This is a genomic window from Phenylobacterium sp. (assembly GCF_036821595.1).
GTDB lineage: Bacteria > Pseudomonadota > Alphaproteobacteria > Caulobacterales > Caulobacteraceae > Phenylobacterium.
The window spans coordinates 13,675-33,370 of the sequence record NZ_DAISJG010000007.1 but is presented as its reverse complement, the minus strand read 5'-3'; the positions used below and the strand labels follow the sequence as shown (position 1 = coordinate 33,370).

20 protein-coding genes are annotated in these 19,696 nt (G+C 70.8%); 8 read left to right on the top strand and 12 right to left on the bottom strand.

Annotation, left to right across the window (positions count from 1 at the left end; all coding sequences use genetic code 11):
* Nucleotides 1-15 precede the first annotated feature (15 nt).
* The 3 genes from V7Z97_RS05735 to V7Z97_RS05725 all read right to left on the bottom strand — a co-directional run bounded on the left by V7Z97_RS05735 (nucleotide 16) and on the right by V7Z97_RS05725 (nucleotide 2,725).
* A complete protein-coding gene (locus tag V7Z97_RS05735) occupies nucleotides 16-540 on the bottom strand; it encodes a hypothetical protein (RefSeq protein WP_334162012.1) in 525 nt (174 codons plus the stop codon).
* The gene (locus tag V7Z97_RS05730) at nucleotides 525-1,868 is read right to left on the bottom strand and encodes a hypothetical protein (protein ID WP_334162010.1); all 1,344 of its coding nucleotides are present in this window, start codon (nucleotides 1,866-1,868) and stop codon (nucleotides 525-527) included. The genes V7Z97_RS05735 and V7Z97_RS05730 overlap by 16 nt, the downstream gene beginning before the upstream one ends.
* Nucleotides 1,869-1,984: 116 nt before the next feature.
* Nucleotides 1,985-2,725: a tRNA1(Val) (adenine(37)-N6)-methyltransferase gene (locus tag V7Z97_RS05725; protein ID WP_334162008.1), complete on the bottom strand. Its 741-nt coding sequence runs from the start codon at nucleotides 2,723-2,725 to the stop codon at nucleotides 1,985-1,987.
* Between the two features lie 216 nt (nucleotides 2,726-2,941).
* Here V7Z97_RS05725 and V7Z97_RS05720 point away from each other — a divergent pair, with 216 nt between their 5' ends.
* The gene (locus V7Z97_RS05720) at nucleotides 2,942-3,874 is read left to right on the top strand and encodes a polyprenyl synthetase family protein (protein ID WP_334162156.1); all 933 of its coding nucleotides are present in this window, start codon (nucleotides 2,942-2,944) and stop codon (nucleotides 3,872-3,874) included.
* 86 nt (nucleotides 3,875-3,960) lie between these two features.
* Nucleotides 3,961-4,893, top strand: a complete 933-nt coding sequence (locus V7Z97_RS05715; protein ID WP_334162006.1) for an iron-containing redox enzyme family protein — start codon at nucleotides 3,961-3,963, stop codon at nucleotides 4,891-4,893.
* A 3-nt stretch (nucleotides 4,894-4,896) separates the two neighbouring features.
* Here the strand turns inward: V7Z97_RS05715 and V7Z97_RS05710 are convergent, their stop codons facing one another.
* Genes V7Z97_RS05710 through fumC form a run of 3 tightly spaced genes read right to left on the bottom strand, consistent with a single transcriptional unit; the run spans nucleotide 4,897 to nucleotide 7,009 of the window.
* Entirely contained in the window at nucleotides 4,897-5,145 is a 249-nt protein-coding gene (locus V7Z97_RS05710) for a hypothetical protein (protein WP_325460389.1), read from the bottom strand.
* A 44-nt stretch (nucleotides 5,146-5,189) separates the two neighbouring features.
* The gene (locus tag V7Z97_RS05705; protein ID WP_334162005.1) at nucleotides 5,190-5,618 is read right to left on the bottom strand and encodes a GNAT family N-acetyltransferase; all 429 of its coding nucleotides are present in this window, start codon (nucleotides 5,616-5,618) and stop codon (nucleotides 5,190-5,192) included.
* Nucleotides 5,618-7,009: a class II fumarate hydratase gene (gene fumC / locus V7Z97_RS05700; protein ID WP_334162003.1), complete on the bottom strand. Its 1,392-nt coding sequence runs from the start codon at nucleotides 7,007-7,009 to the stop codon at nucleotides 5,618-5,620. The genes V7Z97_RS05705 and fumC overlap by 1 nt, the downstream gene beginning before the upstream one ends.
* Before the next feature lie 70 nt (nucleotides 7,010-7,079).
* On the opposite strand from fumC, the gene V7Z97_RS05695 reads away from it, so the two are divergent.
* On the top strand, nucleotides 7,080-7,466 hold the full coding sequence (locus V7Z97_RS05695; RefSeq protein WP_334162002.1) for a RusA family crossover junction endodeoxyribonuclease: 387 nt from the start codon (nucleotides 7,080-7,082) through the stop codon (nucleotides 7,464-7,466).
* Nucleotides 7,467-7,575: 109 nt separating this feature from the next.
* Here the strand turns inward: V7Z97_RS05695 and sciP are convergent, their stop codons facing one another.
* From sciP to V7Z97_RS05675, 4 genes are all read right to left on the bottom strand, one after another.
* Entirely contained in the window at nucleotides 7,576-7,866 is a 291-nt protein-coding gene (sciP, locus tag V7Z97_RS05690) for a CtrA inhibitor SciP (protein ID WP_325460365.1), read from the bottom strand.
* A 168-nt stretch (nucleotides 7,867-8,034) separates the two neighbouring features.
* Nucleotides 8,035-9,435, bottom strand: a complete 1,401-nt coding sequence (locus tag V7Z97_RS05685; protein ID WP_334161999.1) for a flagellar hook protein FlgE — start codon at nucleotides 9,433-9,435, stop codon at nucleotides 8,035-8,037.
* 112 nt (nucleotides 9,436-9,547) lie between these two features.
* Nucleotides 9,548-10,267 carry a flagellar hook assembly protein FlgD gene (locus tag V7Z97_RS05680; RefSeq protein ID WP_334161998.1) on the bottom strand — a complete coding sequence of 240 codons (720 nt, stop codon included), beginning with the start codon at nucleotides 10,265-10,267 and terminating at the stop codon, nucleotides 9,548-9,550.
* 11 nt (nucleotides 10,268-10,278) lie between these two features.
* The gene (locus V7Z97_RS05675) at nucleotides 10,279-11,844 is read right to left on the bottom strand and encodes a flagellar hook-length control protein FliK (protein WP_334161997.1); all 1,566 of its coding nucleotides are present in this window, start codon (nucleotides 11,842-11,844) and stop codon (nucleotides 10,279-10,281) included.
* Nucleotides 11,845-12,203: 359 nt separating this feature from the next.
* On the opposite strand from V7Z97_RS05675, the gene flgK reads away from it, so the two are divergent.
* Nucleotides 12,204-14,306, top strand: coding sequence for a flagellar hook-associated protein FlgK (flgK, locus tag V7Z97_RS05670; protein ID WP_334161995.1), 2,103 nt, complete (start codon nucleotides 12,204-12,206; stop codon nucleotides 14,304-14,306).
* Between the two features lie 12 nt (nucleotides 14,307-14,318).
* Nucleotides 14,319-15,254 (top strand): flagellin, encoded by a 936-nt coding sequence (locus V7Z97_RS05665; protein WP_334161994.1) that lies wholly within the window; start codon nucleotides 14,319-14,321, stop codon nucleotides 15,252-15,254.
* Nucleotides 15,255-15,277: 23 nt separating this feature from the next.
* Here V7Z97_RS05665 and V7Z97_RS05660 read toward each other — a convergent pair whose 3' ends face one another.
* The gene (locus tag V7Z97_RS05660; protein ID WP_334161993.1) at nucleotides 15,278-15,466 is read right to left on the bottom strand and encodes a hypothetical protein; all 189 of its coding nucleotides are present in this window, start codon (nucleotides 15,464-15,466) and stop codon (nucleotides 15,278-15,280) included.
* Nucleotides 15,467-15,658: 192 nt separating this feature from the next.
* Between V7Z97_RS05660 and mnmA the strand changes: the two genes are divergently transcribed.
* From mnmA to V7Z97_RS05645, 3 genes are all read left to right on the top strand, one after another.
* The gene (gene mnmA / locus V7Z97_RS05655; RefSeq protein WP_334161991.1) at nucleotides 15,659-16,840 is read left to right on the top strand and encodes a tRNA 2-thiouridine(34) synthase MnmA; all 1,182 of its coding nucleotides are present in this window, start codon (nucleotides 15,659-15,661) and stop codon (nucleotides 16,838-16,840) included.
* A gap of 232 nt (nucleotides 16,841-17,072) precedes the next feature.
* Nucleotides 17,073-18,263, top strand: a complete 1,191-nt coding sequence (locus V7Z97_RS05650) for an acetyl-CoA C-acyltransferase (RefSeq protein WP_334161990.1) — start codon at nucleotides 17,073-17,075, stop codon at nucleotides 18,261-18,263.
* Nucleotides 18,264-18,480: 217 nt separating this feature from the next.
* Nucleotides 18,481-18,753: a GNAT family N-acetyltransferase gene (locus tag V7Z97_RS05645; protein WP_334161988.1), complete on the top strand. Its 273-nt coding sequence runs from the start codon at nucleotides 18,481-18,483 to the stop codon at nucleotides 18,751-18,753.
* 484 nt (nucleotides 18,754-19,237) lie between these two features.
* On the opposite strand, the gene V7Z97_RS05640 is transcribed toward V7Z97_RS05645, so the two are convergent.
* Nucleotides 19,238-19,525: a hypothetical protein gene (locus V7Z97_RS05640; protein WP_325461255.1), complete on the bottom strand. Its 288-nt coding sequence runs from the start codon at nucleotides 19,523-19,525 to the stop codon at nucleotides 19,238-19,240.
* Nucleotides 19,526-19,696 lie beyond the last annotated feature (171 nt).

The following is a 19,696-nucleotide window of genomic DNA, read 5'->3' as shown; positions in this document are numbered from 1 at the left end:
CGGAGGCAACGGCCCCTAAGGCTTAGCCCCGACCCCCGGCCTCGGCAGCTCAGGCTCCCACTCTTTGAAGGGAAAGGGTTGCCGGAAAGGATGGTCGAGGCCCAGGTGGGGCGACGTGGCGCCCGTATCCCAGTAGGCCAGCAGGTCTTGAAGGCGCTCCATCGCCTTGCGCACAGTGAAGGAGATCGGCCACAGGCCGCCGAAAGCCCCGATGCCGAGGGGCCTTACAAACCGGCCTCCCGGGACCTCGAGAAGGAACGTCGGCATGTGCCCGCTCTCCAGGAGCTTGCTGTCGTCCCACCAGCGGATCAGGAACTTCGGTTGGCTATGTTCAGCCCAATCGACCTCGACGACCTGGCGTTCGTCGCCGACCCAGCGATACCACTGGTCGGCGCGCGGGTATAAACTGCTGTAGCCACCGTTCGACTTCGGCGGATGATCGAAGCCATGCGCGCGCATCACCGGGCCCATGGCCTCGCGCAGCGCGGCGGCGAGCCGCACCCGCTTGGTCGGCCCCTTCCGCTTCACCTTTCTGGCCACCGCGTCGTCTCCTCGCTCCCCCAGCCGCCGCCGAACGGCGAGGCAAGGACGCCCGCCGCCCTGCCGACGTCCCGGAACTGCCAGGCGTCGATGAGGAGCTCCTTGCCCTCGCGCTTGAGCTTGGCCTGCAGGAGGCGCTGATTGCGCGTGAGGTCGGCGTACGGTCCCATCTTCGCTTCAAGGTAGTCGTCGCCGATCTTCTGGTCGGGTTTGCTGAACTTTCGGCCCCCGACGTCTACCTTATCCTTGCTCACGTTCGGCTTCTTCCCCCTCGCTAGCGTCTTGCCGTACGAAAGCGCCTCCCCGACCTCGCCCTTAAGGCGCCTGGGCAACGAAGCCGTTCCGTAGGTGCCGAGCACATCCCCAGCCTTGCCGAGCAGGGCGCCGCCATGGGCCGCGCCGATCGCCCGCTCGGCCGACGGCGCGCGGCCTGCAGCGATATCGCTCGCGACGGCCTCGCTCGCGCCGCCGATTGCGCCGCCGTGCATCGGCCCGTAGCGCAGGGTCGCCAGCCCGCCTGTGGCGCCGCCCACCGCGGCGGCGCCATATTGCCCGGGAGAGCTCGGCCGCCCGGTCGCCACGTCCTCCACGACCTGCGCCGTCACCCCTCCGGCGGCGCCGGCGCCTGCGGCCAGCCGCCCGAGCCCGCGCGGATCGACGCCGACCTTCAGCCGGGGCGCCTTCTCAACCGCGGTGATCAGTTTCGCAGCCTGCGGAAGACGAGACAGGGCCACCCGGCCCGCAGACGCCACGCCGCCCGTCGCCGCGAGGCCTCCGACGAAGCCGACGGCGCGGCCGGTCGTCCGAGCAACTCCGTAGTGCGCGCTGTCGTAGGAGTCCTCGGCGCGCCTCTCGCGCATCTCCGCCGAGTAGCGGTCGCCAAACCCCTGCACGCCCCCGTCCAGCAGCGCCTCGCCGGCCGACAGGACGCGGTCCGCCGCGCCGAGGGTGAACTCGTCCACGGCCCCGCTGACCGCCGCCCTGGCGTGCTCGCCAGCCGCGCTCTTCGCCGGCGTCTTCCTGACGACGGCCTTCGATGCCGGCGGGGCCGTCGCTTTCCTCGGAGCCGGAGCGGCCGCCGCGACCTTCTTCACCGCCATTCCGGCAAGGGCTTGCGGCAGCTGTCCCTTGACCGCGGCCAAGCCCAGCTGTCGAACCTCCGTCGGTGTCCTGGCCACGACGTCCTCCCCTGTCCGGATGGCCCGCTTCACCACTTCGTAGCCGAGAGCCTCTAGCTCGCGCGCGTCGTGGCTGAGATCCCGCATCCGCTGCCTTACGGCTTGCTCGGTCTCGCGCGTCTTTCTCTTGATGTCCTCCAGAACCCCCACTCGGCGTCCCCCCGTTGGCCTGCGAATTGGGTGGCGCCAAGCGCAGCTCCCCCAAGCTCTACATCATGGCGCGAGATCGGGAAAAAGGCAAGAACAAAACGAGAACAAATACCTTCTCATCCCCACCCCAGCGCCGTCTCCCCGCGCAGGAGGGCTTCCACCTCGGGCAGGTGGCGGGGTTCGCCGCGGGCGTGCAGCACGAGCGGCTGCAGCAGCTTCAGGGGCGCGCGGCCAGTCTTCACGGCGCGGACGAGGACCCGCTTGGCCGGGGCGTCGGCGAAGGGGTGGATGGGCAGCACCTGGATCGACCCCGCCTTGGGCGCGAGCAGCGAGAGGATGTCGGCCAGCCGGTCGGCCCGGTGGATCAGGGTGATCGTTCCGCCCTCGCGCACCGCCTTCAGCAGGAAGCGGACCCACGCCGCCAGCCCCTCGTCGGCGATCCAGGCCGCGCGGCGGGCCGCCGAGGGCGCGCGCAGGCTCGCCGGGTCGTCGTAGAACGGCGGATTGGCCATGACCGCGTCGAACTTCCCGAGGCCCAGTCGGGCGAACGGCTGGGCCACGTCGCCCGCCACCGCCGCCACCCGGTCCTCCAGCCCGTTCAGCGCGATGTTCGCCTGCGCCAGCGCCAGGGCGGCAGGATCGCGCTCCACCCCGGTGAACAAGGCGCCCGGCCGGCGGACCGCCGCCTGCAGCAGGGCCGCGCCCGGCCCGCAGCCCGCCTCCAGCACCCGCTCGCCGGGACGGGCGTCGCAGGCCGCCGCCAGCAGGCCGGCGTCGAGGCCCGCCCGATAGCCCCGCGCCGCCTGCTTCAGGCGGATCCGGCCGCCCAGCAGCAGGTCCTCGGTGATCTCGTCCATTCCCTCGGGGCCTGGTGTATGGTTGAAGGCGCAGCGCTGGGAGCCGCGTCCTTGACCGTGCCCTAGCGCGTCACCATTGTCCCGGCAAACGGCGGCCGGCCTCCCCCCATCCGCCGCCTGCCGCCAGGAGTTCGTATCCGCGTGGAAGCCGCCCGCACGGCCGTCGCCGAAAAGCCGCCGTCGCTCGACGCGCTGATCGCGCTCGCCCGGAGCGACATGGCGGCGGTGGACGCCCTGATCCGCAAGCATATGGATTCACCCGTGCCGGTGATCCCGGCGCTGGCCGACCACCTGATCGCCGGCTCCGCCAAGCGCCTGCGCCCCCTGCTTACCGTCGCCGCCGCCCGCCTGGCCGGCGCCCGCGACGACGCCTGCCTGAAGCTGGCCGCGGCGGTGGAGTTCATCCACACCGCCACCCTGCTGCACGACGACGTGGTGGACTCATCGGAACTCCGCCGCGGCCGGGTCGCCGCCCACCTGATCTGGGGCGCGCCGTCCTCGGTGCTGGTCGGCGACTTCCTGTTCGCCCGGGCCTTCGAGCTGATGGTCGGCGCCGGCTCCATGCCGGCCCTGGAGATCCTGGCCCGCGCCAGCCGCGTCATCGCCGAGGGCGAGGTGCTGCAGCTCACCCGCGCCCACGACCTCGACCTGTCCCAGGAGCTCTACCTGGAGATCATCGGCGCCAAGACCGCCGAGCTGTTCGCCGCCGCCGCCGAGGTGGGGGCGGTGTCCGCCGGCGCCTCGCCCGAGCGCTGCCAGGCCCTGCGCACCTACGGCCAGGACCTGGGCCTCGCATTCCAGCTCGTCGACGACGCCCTCGACTATTCCGGTGACGCCGGCACCCTGGGCAAGAACGCCGGCGACGACTTCCGCGAAGGCAAGGCCACCCTGCCGCTGCTGCTGGCCATGCAGCGCACGCACGGCGAGCGTGAGTTCTGGATCCGCACCATCGACCGCCGCGACCAGACCGACGCCGACTTCGACCGCGCCCGCGAGCTGATGCGCGAGACCCGCGCCCTGGACGACACCCTGAAGCTCGCCGCCGACTACGCCCGCACCGCCAAGGCGGCCCTCGCCGAGTTCGGCGCCACCCCCTGGCGCCCGGCCCTGGAAGACCTCGCCGACTTCGCCGTCGCCCGTAGGGCCTGAGGCGCCGCCGCGGCCGTCCGGCAAGCGCCGCCGTGGGAACCCGGACCCAGGGTTGCGCGCTCAACCCGTCCACGGACGGAGAACCCATGTTTCCTGGGACGAGACTGGCGCGCCTGGGCGTTTTCACGCCCGAGTTCCCTGACGCCGAGATGCTGCACACGGGCCTGGCCCACTGGAACCGCCGCCGCCTGGCGGTGGCGGCGCCGCACGACGACTGGCAGGCCGAGCTCAGCGCCAACCAGCGGATGCTGCGGCTCGAGGGCGCCTTCGTGGAGGCGTTCCGGGCCCACATCCAGCCGCTCGTCGCCGACGTCCCGTCGGATCCCGACGGGTTCATCGCCTGGTTCGAGGCCCTGAAGGACAGCGGCCCCGGCCAGTACGACCCGCTGTTCGCCTGGCTCGAGACCGAGGCCGACCTCGAGCAGATGAAGTGGTTCCTCACCCAGGAGGCCGCCGGCGAGGCGGGCTTCGACGACCTCGTCGCCATGACCCAGGTGAAGCTGTCCGCCCGGCCGAAGATGGAGCTGGCGCGCAACTACTGGGACGAGATGGGCCGCGGCCACATGGGCGGCATGCATGGCCCGATGCTCGACCGCACGGTCCAGGGCCTGGGCCTTATCCCCACCATCGAGGGCACCTGCTGGCAGTCTCTGTGCCTGGCCAACACGCTCACCGCCTTCGCCAGCACCCGGCGCTACGCCTACCAGTCGATCGGCGCCCTGGGCGCCGTCGAGCTCACCGCCCCCACCCGCGTCGGCGCCGTGGCCGAGGGGCTGAAGCGGCTGGGCTGCCCGCCCGAGCAGCGGAAGTACTTCGTCCTGCACGCCCAGCTCGACATCGAGCACTCCAAGGCCTGGAACGCCGAGGCCCTGGTCCCGCTGGTCGAGGAGAACCCCGACTGCGCGAAGTACATCGCCGAGGGCGCCATCATGCGCCTGGTGGCCGGCGAGCAGTGCTTCGAGAGCTACCGGGCCCACCTGTGGGCCCACCACCACCCGCTGGTCTACGCCGCGGAGTAGCGCCTACGCCTCGTTGAACGGATAGGGCAGGGGCCCGGACCGGAACAGGATCACCGGGTTCTCGTCGTAGTCGCCCAGTTCCGTGTCGGCCGTGGCGGAGAAGGCGACCACCGCCGGGCGCAATGGCCCCAGCCGCTCGGCCTTGCGCCGCGCCTCCTCGGCGGTCTTGCAGCCCACCTGCTGCTCGGCCTTCAGCGACTTGCCGCGGCCGGCGACGTAGGACTGGACGATGTGGACGGTTTCCTTGGCCATCCGCTCCTGACGCGCCCGTTCGGCCGGGCCGTCAACGCCGTTCCTCAGCCCGGCCGGAATTCGTGCGACCAGGCCGCACCCGCCACGGGCGAGAAGCCCTGCGCTTCCCAGAACAGCGCGGCGTCGGGATTGCCCGCATGCACGGTGACGAGGCTCACCTGGTCCAGGGCCTCCTGCAGGAGCGCGCTGGCGATCGTCCGGGCCACGCCCTGCCGCCGCGCGGCCTTCGACACATAGAGCCTTCGCATGCGCAGGGCAGGCTCCGGGGCGGGAGCCGGCTCTGGCGTCAGTGCGCCGACGCCCATCAGCTCCCCGCCCGCGAACGCCGCCAGCACGGCCGCGAACCGGCCGGGATTTTCCGCCCATTCCTGCGCCAGCCGGGTGAGGTGCCGGTGGCCCTCGGCCTCGGCCTCGGCCCGCAGCGCCTCGAACCCGTCGGGCAGGTCGTCGAGGATCCGGACCAGCTGCACCATCAGCCCGGGCTGATCATCTTCTCCGGCCGCACCACCTCGTCGAACTCCGCGTTGGTGACATAGCCGCCGCCGACCGCCTCCTCGCGAAGCGTGGTGCCGTTCTTGTGGGCCAGCTTGGCGATCTTGGCGGCGTTGTCGTAGCCGATCTTCGGGGCCAGCGCGGTCACCAGCATCAGGCTGCGCTCGAGGTTGGCCTTTATGTTGTCCTCGCGGGCCTCGATGCCCAGCACCATGTTGTCGGTGAAGCTGATCGCCGCGTCGGACAGCAGCCGCGTGGACTGCAGGAAGTTGTAGGCCATCACCGGGTTGAAGACGTTCAGCTCGAAATGGCCCTGGCTGCCGGCGATGCTCATCGCCGTCTGGTTGCCCATGATGTGGGCGCAGACCATGGTCAGGGCCTCGGCCTGGGTCGGGTTCACCTTGCCCGGCATGATCGAGGAGCCCGGCTCGTTCTCCGGCAGGGCCAGCTCGCCCAGCCCGGAGCGCGGCCCGGAGCCCAGGAAGCGGATGTCGTTGGCGATCTTGAACAGGGCCGCGGCGGCCGAATTGATCGCCCCGTGGCTGAACACCATGGCGTCGTGGGCGGCGAGCGCCTCGAACTTGTTGGGCGCGGTCACGAACGGCAGCTTGGTGATCGCCGCGATCTTCTCGGCGACCTTCTCGGCGAAGCCCGCCGGGGCGTTCAGCCCCGTGCCCACCGCCGTGCCGCCCTGGGCCAGCTCGTAGAGCCCGTAGAGGGTCTCCTTGATCCGCCGCACCGACATCGAGACCTGCTGGGCGTAGCCGGAGAACTCCTGGCCGAGCGTCAGCGGCGTGGCGTCCTGGGTGTGGGTCCGGCCGATCTTGATGATGTGGGCGAACTCGTCGGCCTTCTTCTTCAGCGCCCAGTGCAGGTGCTCCAGCGCCGGGTTCAGGTGCCGCGCCACCTCGTCGGCGCAGGCCACGTGCATCGCCGTCGGATAGGTGTCGTTCGACGACTGGCTCATGTTGACGTGGTCGTTCGGGTGGACCGGCGTCTTGGAGCCCATCTGGCCGCCCAGCATCTCGATCGCCCGGTTCGAGATCACCTCGTTGGCGTTCATGTTCGACTGGGTGCCGGAGCCGGTCTGCCAGACGACCAGCGGGAAGTGGTCGTCCAGCTTGCCGTCGATCACCTCCTGAGCGGCCGCCACGATGGCGTTCCCGATGGCCGGGTCCAGCCGGCCCAGCTCCATGTTGGCCTCGGCCGCGGCGCGCTTGACCACGCCCAGGGCGCGGATCACCGGGATCGGCTGCTTCTCCCAGCCGATCTTGAAGTTCTGGATGCTGCGCTGGGTCTGGGCGCCCCAGTAGCGGTCGGCGGGGACCTCCAGGGGGCCGAAGGTGTCGGTCTCGGTGCGGGTCGCGGTCATCTCAAACTCCAGCCAGACAGCGGGAGCGGTTTAGCGGGACGGCGCAGGATCGCAAGGCTAAGGGGAGGGAATGAGCGACGGCTGGACCCAGCACGGCAAGGTGCGCGCGCGCGAGTTCGAAGGCGCCCTGGAGGTCGAGGTGGACGGCCTCACCACCCAGGCCAAGTACTACAAGCCGCTGATCTACGAGTTCTTCCGCAAGGTCTGGCGCGGCGCGCGGCCTGGCTGGGGGGAGTTCGCCGTCGAAATCCGCATGGAATATGTCGGCGACCCGCCCTGGATCGACCTAGACAACCTTGCCAAGGCCATCCTCGACGCCATCAAGGGCTACGCCTTCCACGACGACGCCCAGGTGGCCCGCCTGCTGGTCGAGCGCACCGCCGGCGAGCGCGAGCGCATCGTGCTCGCCATCCGCAAGCTCTCCGACCGCCCCATGGGCCGGCCGTTCCATCCCTGATGCCTCCCCCGCAACGGGAGAAGGAGACCTGGCGCCCTGAATGAAAGCGGCCCCGCCCTGGAGGGGCGGGGCCGAGACTTCGCGAACCTTTCCGGGGGAGGAGAGAGGCTCAGCGATATTGTTGCAGGCGCGTGGTCCGAAGGCCCGCCATGCCGTGGCGGTCGATCGAGGCCTGCCAGGCGAGGAACTCCTCCGACGTCAGCCGGTAGCGCTCCAGGGCGTCTTCGAGCGAGATCAGTCCGCCGCGTACGGCGGCGACCACCTCGGCCTTGCGGCGGATCACCCACCGGCCGGTATTCGGCGGCGGAAGATCCTTCAGAGTCAGCGGCGCCCCCGTGGGACCGATGACATAGGCTTCGCCGCGGCTGTTCGTGCGCGTCTGCTGCTGTTGCTGCAACATGGCTTTACGCCTTTCCCACCATCACTGTTGATGGGGAAAATAGGCCGCGGCTCCTAACAGCCGCTGAATCCCGATAGTAAAAAATGGCCTAACCATCTCCTCCCCCGTGTACGAAAACGAGACACTTACAGACGTGGGAAGCTGTTAACCTCAGTTAACAGCCGAGTACTATCTCTTGATGTTGATTAACTCTTCCAGCATCTGGTCGGCAGTCGTGATGATCCTTGAAGATGCGGAGTAAGCTTTCTGCGTGGAGATCAGGCCGGTGAACTCGGCCGAGAGGTCCACGGTCGAGGCTTCCAGGCTGGAGGGCGAGATCTGGCCCGCGCCGATGCCCGGCTCCTTTATCACCAGCTGCCCGGCGTCGATCGAGGTGCGGTAGGCGTTGCCGCTCACCGCCTTCAGCCCGTCGGCGTTGGGGAAGGTGGCGATGGCCACCTTGGCGATCTGCCGGATCTGGCTGTTGTCGAAGATGGCCGAGACGATGCCGCTCTCGTCCACCTGCACGCCGACCACGTTGCCGACCCCTGCGCCGTCGGCGTTCACGGAATTCACCGTGGAGGCCTGGGCGTACTGGGAGAGCTTCGTGAGGTTGAGGTCGATGGCCTGGCCGTTGATGCCCAGCGCCGGATTCCACTGGGGCCCGGTCGGGGCGCCGACGTCCGACCCCTCCAGGGTCAGGCGCGGCGTGGCGCCGGCCGCCCCGAACAGGGTGGTGTTGGCCAGGTTGATCGTGCCGTCCTGGTTGAAGGTGACCAGGCCGGCGGCGAGCTGACCGGGGCGGCCGTTGTTGGGGTTGGCGACGTCGCTGGCCGGCACGGCGTACATTTCGGCGTACCACTGGTTCGGCGCCGCATCGTCCCGCAGGAAGGCCATGGCGACCTTGTGGTTGCCGCCCACGGAGTCGATGACGTTCATCTCCAGGGTGAAGTCGGGCCGGGTGCCGGTGGTGGGGTCGTCCGCGTAGTCGGCCATCGAGTCCGCCGAGGTGGCGTCGTAGGTCAGGGCCGGCGCGATCGCGGACGAGTAGGGGGTTTCCTTGTTCAGGTTGGCGCTGATCGCGACGCTGGTCGTCTGCGCCACGGCCGAGCCCAGGCCCCGGACGTTGATCGGGGACAGCTTGTTCAGGTCCGACGGGTTGATGTCGAAGGTCCCGTTGGCCTGCATCGGCCAGCCCTGCAGGAACAGGCGCGCGTCGTTCTGCAGGTAGCCGTCGGCGTCCACCGTGAATGAGCCCGAGCGGGTGAACAGCCGGGCGTCGCCGTTGGTCAGGCCCGTGGACTTCTGGGTGGTGATGAAGAAGCCCTCGCCGGAGATCGCCAGGTCGGTGGGCGAGGTGGCGCTCTGCACCAGGCCCTGCTGGCTGATGAACTGCCGGGTGTTGCCCTGCACCCCGCCGGCGGAATAGCGGCCGGACACCTGGGCGGTGACGACGCTGGCGAAGTTCACCTGGCTGCGCTTGTAGGCGTTGGTGTTGACGTTCGCGATGTTGTCCGAAATCGCCGCGAGCGCTGAGGAGTTGGCGACCAACCCGGAGACGCCCGCCAGCATGGCGGAGTTGATGCTCATTGGTTCGTTCCGTTCTGTTTCACTGTGGAATCCGCGTGCTGCGGATGCGGAACGGCGCCTTTCGGCCGTCGCGTCCTCCGGCGTTCAGCCGGGGGGTTGATGGGGGGAGCCCCTAGGCATCTGCCGGGGGCGGGTTGCTGGTGGTGTCGGTGTTGTCGCCGCCGGCGGTCTCCGCCGGCAGGCTGACGCTGGAGACGTAGTTCCACGGGACCTTGCCGCCGTTGATGGTCAGCATGGTCTGGCCTTCGGCCTGTTCGACGCCGGTCACGACACCCTGGACATAGACGGTGGAGGGCACGGCCGCCGCGGCAGTGTCCCTGGCGCTGACCCGCAGGGTGTAGCCGCCGCCGTCGGGCAGCTTCTGGCCCGAGACGTCCTTGCCGTCCCAGGTGAAGGTGTGCTCGCCGGCCTTGGCGGCGTCGCCGGTCAGGGTCTTGGTGTGGACCGTCTTGCCGCTGGCGTCGACGACCTCGAACTTCACCTCTTCCGCTTCGCGGTCGAGCTTGTAGACCCAGTCGGCCTTGCCGCCCTTCAGCGCGGTGGTGTCGGTGACGGCGCGCACCTCCTTGCCGATCAGGCTGACGGCGGTGGAGATGCCCGAGTTGGTGTTGCCCACCAGCTGCTTGAGCAGGTCGTTGGTGAGCAGCTGCTGCTCCACCCCGGTCATCTGCACCATCTGCTGGGTGAACTGGTTGGAATCCATCGGCGACAGCGGATCCTGGTTCTTCAGCTGGGTGGTCAGCAGGGTCAGGAAGGTGTCGAAGTTCTCCGCCAGGCGCGTGCGGGCGCCTGAGGTGACTTCCGTGGGGGCTCCGACGGCGGAAACGGTCATCAGTGCTCTCCCTAGATCCGCACGTCGAGGCCGGCGGTCACGCCGCGGCGCAGGTTGAGCCCGCCGCGCGCCGGGGCGGCGTCCGCCTCGCCGGCGGTGTCCAGCGCCGCCCGGAACGCACGGCCGCGGAACGCCGCCCCGGCGTCACGGCCGTCCTGGCCGAGGAAGCCCTGGCTCGGCCGTCCCTGATCGCCGGCCACGTCGAAGGACATGCCGCCGGAGACGTCGAAGCCCGCCAGTTCCAGCGCCCGCTGCAGCTCGCCGGCCCGGGCCCTCAGCTCCTGGGCGGCCTGCGGGGTGTCGAACGACATGGCCGCGGTCATCCGCCCGCCGGCGCCGATCTCCACCCGCACGTCGACCTTGCCGAGCCCTTCGGGGGTCAGCTCGACGTCGAACCGGGTGGAGCGGGCGTCGAGCTTCTTGAGGATCTGGGCGGAGAGGTTGGCCACGGTCTCGGGGGAGCCGCGCGCCTGGGCGGCCGCCGGGCCGGCGCTGGCCGCGGTCGAAGCCGAGGCCTGGCTTGGCGCGGCCTCGGCCGGCCCGCCCGCGTCGGGAGCGTCGAACTCGGCGGCGGGCGCTTCCGCGGCTGCGGCGGTTTCGGGCAGGGGCGCCTCGGCCGGACGATCGAGGCCGGGCTTGGCCATGTCCGCCGCCGGCTGGGCGGCGCGCGCGCCGAGGGGCGGCGACGCCGGGCCGGCGCCGTTGGCCGCGAAGGCCTCGACCCGTCCGGCGCCCTTGCGCTCGGTCTTGGCCTCGGCCTTCTCCCGCGGAGGGGCCTGCGCGGCCTCGCCGGCCTGGGCGGCGGCTTGGGCCGTGGCCTGGGGCGCGGCGGCTGCGGTCGCGCCGGACGCGGCCTGGGCGGATGGAGCCGCCGCCGTCTGGGCTGGCGCGGTCTCCGGGGCGGCGAGGGGGGCGGGCGCCGCGGCGTCCGCATCCGCCGACAGGGCCGCGGCCTGGGTCTGAGCTTGTGCCTGGGGCGCGGCTGGCTGGGCGGCGGCGCGCGTCTGGGGCCGAACCGGCGCCGGGTCAGGTTTGCCGGGCTGCGGGGGCGCCGACAGCTCGGCAGTCTCTGCCGCCGGCGGGGTCTCGCCCTCGGCAGGAAGCGGCTCGGCGCCTTCTTCCCCCTGCAGGAAGGCGGCGCGGTCGGCGGCGTGGGCGAAGGCGGGGGCGGCGGGGCCGCCCGGCGCCTTGGCCTGGCCCCAGGCGGGCGGCGCGGGGGTCTTCGCGGCCGCATCGGCGGCGGCGGTCTCGACCGTTGCGGCGGGGGCCGCGGAGGTCTGGGCCATCGCCGCGGCCAGGGCCGGATCGATGAGCGGCAGCGTCGGGTCGGCGGCGGCCTCGGGAGCTTCCGCGACGACCTCGCCCTCTACCATCTCGCCCGCGGTCTGGGCGGTCGCCAGGCCCGCTTCCGCAGGGGCGGCGGGGGCCGGAGCGGGGTCGGCCGCGGTGAGCTGGCCCATGAAGGCCGCCATCATCGTCTCGAAGGCGGCCGCGGGGTCCTGCCCGGTCGGCTGGACGCCGCCGGCGGCGGGGCCGGCGGAGGTCAGGACGGACACGTTGAGCAGGGGCGCGGTCAAATGGGCCTCGGGCTGGTCTTGGTGAGCGCCTTCTTGCGCCGGGGTTGTCGCCGCCTCGTGGAGCAACCTTCGCGCCAGCCCGGCAAGTCCTTGTCTTGTTTGGCAATTCATTCCCCGGGCAGGTTCTGCGCAGGGTCCTGCCGCGGCGGAAATTGCCGGGCCACGGCGCCGGCGGTGGGTCGTTAAGTGCCGCCCGGCCGGTTGGCCCGGCTCTTGCGCCCTTAACCATAACCCATGTCGACGGCTCGAAAGCAGACGTTGAAAAACAACGACTTTTCCCGGCGCTTCACGCCTGCGTTCCGAAAAGTCCCGGCAGAATCCGCCGGGGCGCGCAGGCTTTGCCGGGCGGAGAGCTAGCGATGTCGCTGAACGTCACCATGAGGACCGCGACCACCGGCATGCTGGCCGCCCAGACCGGCCTGCGGGCGGTCTCCGACAACATCTCCAACGTCAACACGCCCGGCTACGTCCGCAAGGAGGTGGAGCAGCGGCCGGTCGTCGTGAACGGCATCGGGATGGGCGTCGAGGTCACCGCCATCAAGCGGGTGACCGACCAGTACCTGCAGCTCGCCAGCCTCACCGCCAATTCGGACGCCGCGCGCTGGGGCGTCTATTCGGAGTACTTCGACAACGCGCAGGCGCTGTTCGGCGACCCGTCCAGCGACACCTTCTTCTTCAACCGCCTGGACGACGCCTACGCCGCCTTCGCCGCCGCCGCCGACGATCCGTCCTCCAGCCTGCTGCGCAGCCAGGCGCTGGCGAACGTCGAGGACTTCCTGGGCGAGGCCAGCCGCATCAACACCCAGCTGCGCGAGATCGGCCGCACGGTGGAGTCGCGGATCAGCACCGACGTCGAGCGGGTCAACGAGTTGCTCTCGCAGATCAACCGGCTCAACGCCGACATCAGCCGCGCCTGGTTGATCGAGCAGGACTCCTCCGGCTCGGAGAATATCCAGTCGGGCCTGGTGGACGAGCTCAGCTCCCTGCTCAGCGTCCAGATCGCCAAGCGTCCCGGCGGCGGGGTGGACATCCGCTCGGCCGAGGGCGTGAAGCTGGCCGGCGACGGGGCCGCGACGCTCTCCTACGTGCGCACGGACTCCACGCGCGGCTATATCACCGCCCGTCCCGCCGGCGGCATCGGCTCGACCCAGGCCATCCAGATCCCCGGCGGCGAACTCCGCGGCCTCATGGACCTGCGCGACCAGAAGCTGCCGGCGCTGTCGGACCAGCTCGGCGAGTTCGTGGCCCGCGCCGCCGAGCGGCTGAACGCCGCCCACAACGCCGCCAGCGCGGTGCCGCCCCCGGCGACGCTCAGCGGCCGCCTCACCGGCCTCGACCTGGACACCGCCATCAGCGGCTTCACCGGGACCTCGACCATCGCCATCGTCGACCCGGCCGGCGTCGTGCAGCGCACTGTGGCCATCGACTTCGACGCCCAGACCATGAGCATCGACGGCGCGCCGGGCGGCCCGTTCACGGCGGCGACCTTCCTCACCGACCTCAACATCAGCCTGGGCGCGTTCGGCTCGGCGACCTTCACCGACGGGGCGCTGTCCATCGCCGCCACCGGCCCCTCGCGCGGGGTGGCCATCGACGAAGGCACCTCGATGAAGGCGGGGCGCCAGTTCTCCCACTTCTTCGGCCTGAACGACCTCGTCCGGTCCACCGGCTACACGACCTACGAGACTGGCCTGACCCCGACCGACCCGCACGGCTTCATCCCGGGCGACACCCTCAAGCTCCTGCTGTCGCAGAACGACGGCAAGCCGCTGCAGGAGGTGACGGTCACCGTGCCCGGCGGCGCGACCATGGCCGACCTGATCGCCGCGCTGAACAGCTCCACCACCGGCGTCGGCTTCTACGGCGCGTTCAGCCTGGACGGGAACGGGGCGCTGAGCTTCGCCAGCACCGGCGCGACCCCGGCCAACCTGTCGATCGTCGTGGACGGCACCCAGCGCGGGATTGGCGGGCCCTCGGTCAGCCAGCTCTTCGGCCTCGGCGTCGTCGAGCGTTCGGCCCGCGCCGGCCGCTTCCTGGCCAGCCCCACCCTGGTCTCCGACCCCACCAAGCTGGCCTTCGGCAAGCTCGACCTCACCGCCCTGCCCGGCCAGCCGGCGCTGCGTCCGGGCGACGGCCGCGGCGCCCTGGCCCTGGCCGCCTCCGGCGACGTCGCCGCGCGGTTCCAGCCCGCCGGCTCGCTCGGGCAGGTGACCATGACGGTCAGCCGCTACGCCTCGGAGTTCGGCGGCTCGATCGGCCGCGAGGCGGCCGCCGCCGAGACCCGAAAGGAAAGCGCCCAGTCCGTCTACGCCGAGGCCACGGCCCGGCGGCAGGCCGTGGAGGGGGTCAACCTGGACGAGGAACTCGTCCGCCTCACCACCTACCAGCAGGCGTTCAACGCCTCCGCGCGCATGATCCAGGCGGCCAAGGACCTCTTCGACGTCCTGGTCCAGATGGTCTGAGGAGAGGCCTAGATGGTCACCCGTGTCTCCACCGTCGGCAGCTACAGCGCCGTCCTGCAGAACCTGCTCGCCGCCCAGGCGCGCCAGGCCGAGGCGTCCGACCAGGTCGCCACCCAGAAGGTCGGCAAGGACCTCAAGGACTATTCGCGCCACGCCGAGATGCTCACTGCCATGCGCTCCGTGCAGACCCGCCTGGAGGTCTACGCCGAGCAGAACCTGATGATCGCCGACAAGCTGACCACCCAGGACGCGGCGCTCAACCAGGTCACGGACGCGGCCGGCTCCACGCGCCAGACCATCCTCGATGCGCTCGCCGCCGGCGACGCCGGGACCCTGATGGAGGAGCTGGAGGCCCAGCTGCGCAATGCGCTGGAGGGGATGAACGCCCGCTACGGCGGCAAGTACCTGTTCGCCGGCGGCCAGGTGGACACCAAGCCGGTGACCGCCACCAAGCTGGACGACCTGTTCGGCACGCCGCTGCCGGCCATCGCCGGCTTCTTCAAGAACGACAATTTCCAGACCCAGGCCAAGCTGGACGACTCCACCGTCGTCACCACCGGCATGCTGGCCAGCGACCTGGGGACCGAGATGCTCACCGCCTACCAGGCGCTGAAGGCGTTCCACGAGGGCGCGCTCGGGCCGCTCGACGGCAAGCTCACCGCCGCCCAGCAGAGCTTCCTGGAGAGCCAGCTCGGGACCTGGGAGAACATCCGCTCCGACCTCACCGTGCTGACCGGCCGCAACGGCCTCGTCCAGCGGCGGGTGGACTCGGTGAAGGAGAACCTGGAGACCCGCTCCAACACCCTGGCCGGCATGGTCGGCGATATCACCGACGCCGACATGGCCAAGGCCGTCACCCAGCTGCAGGCCGCCCAGATGTCGGTCCAGGCCGCGGCCCAGGTGTTCATCACCCTGCAGAACACCTCGCTGCTGAACCTGCTGCAGTAGGGCCTGCTGCAGCAGGGAAGGGGTCAGTCCAGCCTGAACGGCCCGCCGAGCCGGGCGACCAGGCGCTCGCCGTCGTAGACCTCCGCGGCGTAGTGGCCGGCGTAGGCGTCCTCGGCCCGTTCCAGGGCGGCGTTGTCGTTGTCGAAGCGGTCCTCGAGCGCCTGGGCGATCCGCTCGTCGCCGCTCAGCACATAGATCCGGTACTCGATCATGATGGCTCCCCTTGGCTGAAGCCGGCGGTCGGGACGCCCCCGTGGCGGGCCGCCGGCGCTTCTGGGTCCGGGGAGAAGACTGATCCGGCTTTGCCGCTTTTCTGTGACGTTTGCTGCGCCGGCGGCCGCGCCGCCCCGGCCATTTCCGCCCCGCCCCTCGCAAACCCCTGAGCGGACAGCTAAATAGCGCCCATGAACGCGCCCGTGGTCCTCGCCAAAGCTGCGCCGGACGGCCTCCTGCAGGTGGTCCGCGACGCCGTGCGGCTGCCGCAAGGCGCCCGGATTGTGGCGGCCATGTCGGGGGGCGTCGACTCGACCGTCACCGCCGCCCTGCTGGCCCGGGCCGGCTACGACGTGGTGGGCGTCACCCTGCAGCTCTACGACCATGGCGCGGCGATCCAGAAGAAGGGCGCCTGCTGCGCCGGCCAGGACATCCACGACGCGCGCACGGCGGCCGAGGCGATCGGCATCCCGCACTACGTCCTCGACTACGAGAGCCGCTTCCGCGAACAGGTCATCGAGGACTTCGCCGACGCCTACCTGCGCGGCGAGACGCCGATCCCCTGCGTGCGCTGCAACCAGACGGTCAAGTTCCGCGACCTGCTGGACGTCGCCCGGGACCTGGGCGCCGAGGCCATGGCCACCGGGCACTACGTCCGCCGCGAGGTCGGCCCCCACGGCCCGGAGCTGCACCGCGCCGCCGATCCCGCGCGCGACCAGTCCTACTTCCTGTTCGCCACCACGGCCGAGCAACTCGCCTTCCTGCGCTTCCCCCTCGGCGGCCTGCCCAAGCCCGCCGTGCGCGAGGCCGCGGCGGGCCTCGGTCTCTCCGTGGCCGACAAGCCGGACAGCCAGGACATCTGCTTCGTGCCGGAGGGCCGCTACACCACGGTGATCGACCGCCTGCGCCCGCACGGCGCCGAGCCGGGCGACATCGTCCACCTCGACGGCCGGGTGCTGGGCCGTCACGAGGGCGTCACCCGCTACACCATCGGCCAGCGCCGGGGGCTGAACGTCGCCGTCGGCGATCCGCTGTTCGTCGTGAAGATCGACGCCGACGCCCGCCGGGTGATCGTCGGCCCGCGCGAGGCCCTGCTGACCCATGCGCTGACGCTCAAGGAAACGAACTGGATCGGCGACCTGCCGAGCCTCGAGGCAGCCTGCGACGCCGGCCGTCCGGTGCTGGCCCGCGTGCGCTCGACCCGCGAGCCGGTCCCGGGCCGCCTGGCCTGGGTGGACGGTCAGCCCGGCCTCGCCTTCGACGCGTCCGAGGAAGGCGTCGCCCCCGGCCAGGCCTGCGTCCTCTACGCCCCCGAAGCCCCCACCCGCGTCCTCGGCGGCGGCTTCATCGACCGCACGGTGCGGGACGTCTAGGAACCACGGAATACACGGACCACACGGAACCTGCTGACGACGGCGAAGCCGTCCGTTGAACCACGAAAAACACGAAAGCCACGAAAGGTCGGCTCAGCCTTCTTCCGTGTGATCCGTGTATTCCGTGGTTCCATTGGGCGGCTTCGCCGCTCTTTCGTGTCTTTCGCGCCTTTCGTGGTTCACCCCCCGGCGCCCTCGCGCCTCACCGGCCGATGAATTATATCCTCACCCCATGACCCAGACCTCCGACCCCGTCGTCATCGCCGCCTACGCCCGCACGCCCATGGGCGGCTTCCAGGGGGTGTTCGCCCCCGTGAAGGCCACTGAGCTCGGCGCCGCCGCCGTCCGCGCCGCCGTGGAGCGCGCCGGCGCCCCGACGGACGCCGTCGAGCAGATCTTCATGGGTTGTGTCCTGCCCGCCGGCCTCGGCCAGGCCCCCGCCCGCCAGGCCGCCATCGGCGCCGGTCTGCCGACCTCCGTCGAGGCGACCACGGTCAACAAGATGTGCGGCTCGGGCATGCAGGCCGCGATCATGGCCCACGACGCTCTGGCGGCGGGCTCCGCCGACATCATCATCGCCGGCGGCATGGAGAGCATGACCGGCGCGCCGTACCTCTCCAAGCAGCACCGCTCAGGCGCCCGCATCGGCCACGACCAGATGTTCGACCACATGTACCTGGACGGCCTGGAGGACGCCTACGAGCCCGGCCGGCTGATGGGCTCCTTCGCCGAGGAGACGGCGAAACAGTACCAGTTCACCCGCGAGGCCATGGACGAGTACGCCATCACCTCCCTGGAGCGCGCCAAGGCGGCCACCACGTCCGGCGCCTTCCGGAAGGAGATCGTCCCCTTCGAGGTGGTCACCCGCAAGGGCGCGGTGCTTATCGAGGACGACGAGCAGCCCATGAAGGCCGACCCGGCCAAGATCCCGACGCTGCGCCCCGCCTTCACCAAGGACGGCGCCATCACCGCCGCCAACGCCTCCTCGATCTCCGACGGCGCCGCGGCCCTGGTCATGACCCGCGAGAGCGTGGCCCGCCGGCTCGGCATGAGCATCGTCGCCCGGGTCGCCGGCCACGCCGCCCACGCCCACGAGCCCGGCCTGTTCACCACCGCCCCGGTGCCCGCGGTCCAGAAGGCCCTGAAGCGCGCCGGCTGGAGCGTCGACGACGTCGACCTCTTCGAGATCAACGAGGCCTTCGCGGTCGTGGCCATGATCGCCGAGCGCGACCTCGGCATCGACCGGGCGAAGATGAACGTCAACGGCGGCGCCTGCGCGCTCGGCCACCCGATCGGGGCCTCCGGCGCCCGCATCCTCGCCACCCTGCTGGCCGCCCTGGAAGCCCGCGGCGGCCGGCGCGGCGTCGCCTCCCTCTGCATCGGCGGCGGCGAGGCCACGGCCATGGCGGTGGAACTCGTTTAGGTCCCTTCTCCCCTTATGGGAGAAGGTGACCCGCGAAGCGGGTCGGATGAGGGGTCTCTCAGACGCCTCCGCACCGCCAGCCGGCGCCGTTCGCGGCGGCCCTTCCGGATCGACCCCTCATCCGTCACCTCCGGGTGACACCTTCTCCCACAAGGGGAGAAGGGGAGGGTGGGATCAAACTCCGCCGCCGCCCCGTTTCCTCGCCGAGGAGAGTCCCATGAGCCAGCTTCGCAACGACACCGAGAACCATCGCTACGAGATGGACGAGCAGGGGATGACCTCCTGGGCCGACTACCAGATGCGCGACGGCCGCCTCTACATTCTGCACGTGGAGAGCCCGCCGGCGCTGCGCGGTACGGGCGCGGCCGGCCGGCTGATGGCCGCCATGAGCGCCGACATCAAGGCCCAGGGCCTGAAGGTCACCCCCATCTGCGGCTACGCCGCCGCCTGGCTGCGCCGCAGCCACGACTACCGCGACCTCCTGAACTGACGCCCGCCTTCCCTCCCTTGGGGAGGGACGACTCGCCGAAGGCGAGCGGGGTGGGGGAGTGGCGTCCAGGCGCCGCGCCGGCAGGTTCCTTCTCCCGTTCGTGTGGTTCGTGTGGTCGTGTGGTTCGTGGACAAATCCAGCGGCCCCACCGCCCTACGCCCGCCCCTTCCAGCGCACCCCCAGACGCAAGAACGGCCCGAGGGCGCACCGCCCACGGGCCGTTCATGTTTTAGAAACCTGGTTAACCCGTCCGGCTGGGCTTTCGGGTCCTCGACGGCGGAGCGGGGGATCAGCGCTCTCGTCGGACCTGTCGTCGCCTGAAGCCGGCCGGACCGGCGCCGGAACGGGACAGGCGTCCCATTTCAGCCCATGCCGGCATGACCGCCCTTTCCAGCGCCGGCGCCGGCCGGACCCCGCCCCATCGAAGTGCTCAGGGCCCGGCCGTCACGCACGGCAGGCGGTCGGGGAAACTCGTCGCGCCCGCTTACGTGCGGGCGACGATGGCCTCCAGGGTCTGGACGCGCATTTCGCAGTCCTCGACCAGCCGGCGGGCGAGGTCGCGCACGCCCGGCGGGTAGGCGTCGCCGCCGTCCGCGATCTCGGCGGCCAGCTGTTCGACGTCCACGATCGCCTGGTTCAGCGCGCGGATGTGATCCTTGGCGAGCGTCTTGGCCTCGAGCTGCAGGCGACGGACGCGCTGCGCGACGGTTTCGGCCTTGGGCCCGGAAGTCTTAAGGTCGTTGTCGGCGACCACACTGAGAGACGGTGACATTCTGTAGTACCTCAAATCCCCAACCCAGGTTCTCGGAAGCCCGCCGATCCCCCATGGACCGGCTCGAGAAGGCTCCCTGGCCTGCTGTCCCGTTAAAGAACGAAGACAGCACAGGTTCCCTGACAGCCGCATGAACGGCGCCAGTACGGCTCAGGTGGGGATTTGGCGCCA

Coding starts and splice junctions, on each gene's coding strand:
- V7Z97_RS05725 (WP_334162008.1), bottom strand. CDS start 2,725: ATGGACGAGATCACCGAGGACCTGCTGCTGGGCGGCCGGATCCGCCTG.
- V7Z97_RS05720 (WP_334162156.1), top strand. CDS start 2,942: ATGGCGGCGGTGGACGCCCTGATCCGCAAGCATATGGATTCACCCGTG.
- V7Z97_RS05715 (WP_334162006.1), top strand. CDS start 3,961: ATGTTTCCTGGGACGAGACTGGCGCGCCTGGGCGTTTTCACGCCCGAG.
- V7Z97_RS05710 (WP_325460389.1), bottom strand. CDS start 5,145: ATGGCCAAGGAAACCGTCCACATCGTCCAGTCCTACGTCGCCGGCCGC.
- V7Z97_RS05705 (WP_334162005.1), bottom strand. CDS start 5,618: ATGGTGCAGCTGGTCCGGATCCTCGACGACCTGCCCGACGGGTTCGAG.
- fumC (WP_334162003.1), bottom strand. CDS start 7,009: ATGACCGCGACCCGCACCGAGACCGACACCTTCGGCCCCCTGGAGGTC.
- V7Z97_RS05695 (WP_334162002.1), top strand. CDS start 7,080: ATGAGCGACGGCTGGACCCAGCACGGCAAGGTGCGCGCGCGCGAGTTC.
- sciP (WP_325460365.1), bottom strand. CDS start 7,866: ATGTTGCAGCAACAGCAGCAGACGCGCACGAACAGCCGCGGCGAAGCC.
- V7Z97_RS05685 (WP_334161999.1), bottom strand. CDS start 9,435: ATGAGCATCAACTCCGCCATGCTGGCGGGCGTCTCCGGGTTGGTCGCC.
- V7Z97_RS05680 (WP_334161998.1), bottom strand. CDS start 10,267: ATGACCGTTTCCGCCGTCGGAGCCCCCACGGAAGTCACCTCAGGCGCC.
- flgK (WP_334161995.1), top strand. CDS start 12,204: ATGTCGCTGAACGTCACCATGAGGACCGCGACCACCGGCATGCTGGCC.
- V7Z97_RS05665 (WP_334161994.1), top strand. CDS start 14,319: ATGGTCACCCGTGTCTCCACCGTCGGCAGCTACAGCGCCGTCCTGCAG.
- V7Z97_RS05660 (WP_334161993.1), bottom strand. CDS start 15,466: ATGATCGAGTACCGGATCTATGTGCTGAGCGGCGACGAGCGGATCGCC.
- mnmA (WP_334161991.1), top strand. CDS start 15,659: ATGAACGCGCCCGTGGTCCTCGCCAAAGCTGCGCCGGACGGCCTCCTG.
- V7Z97_RS05650 (WP_334161990.1), top strand. CDS start 17,073: ATGACCCAGACCTCCGACCCCGTCGTCATCGCCGCCTACGCCCGCACG.
- V7Z97_RS05645 (WP_334161988.1), top strand. CDS start 18,481: ATGAGCCAGCTTCGCAACGACACCGAGAACCATCGCTACGAGATGGAC.
- V7Z97_RS05640 (WP_325461255.1), bottom strand. CDS start 19,525: ATGTCACCGTCTCTCAGTGTGGTCGCCGACAACGACCTTAAGACTTCC.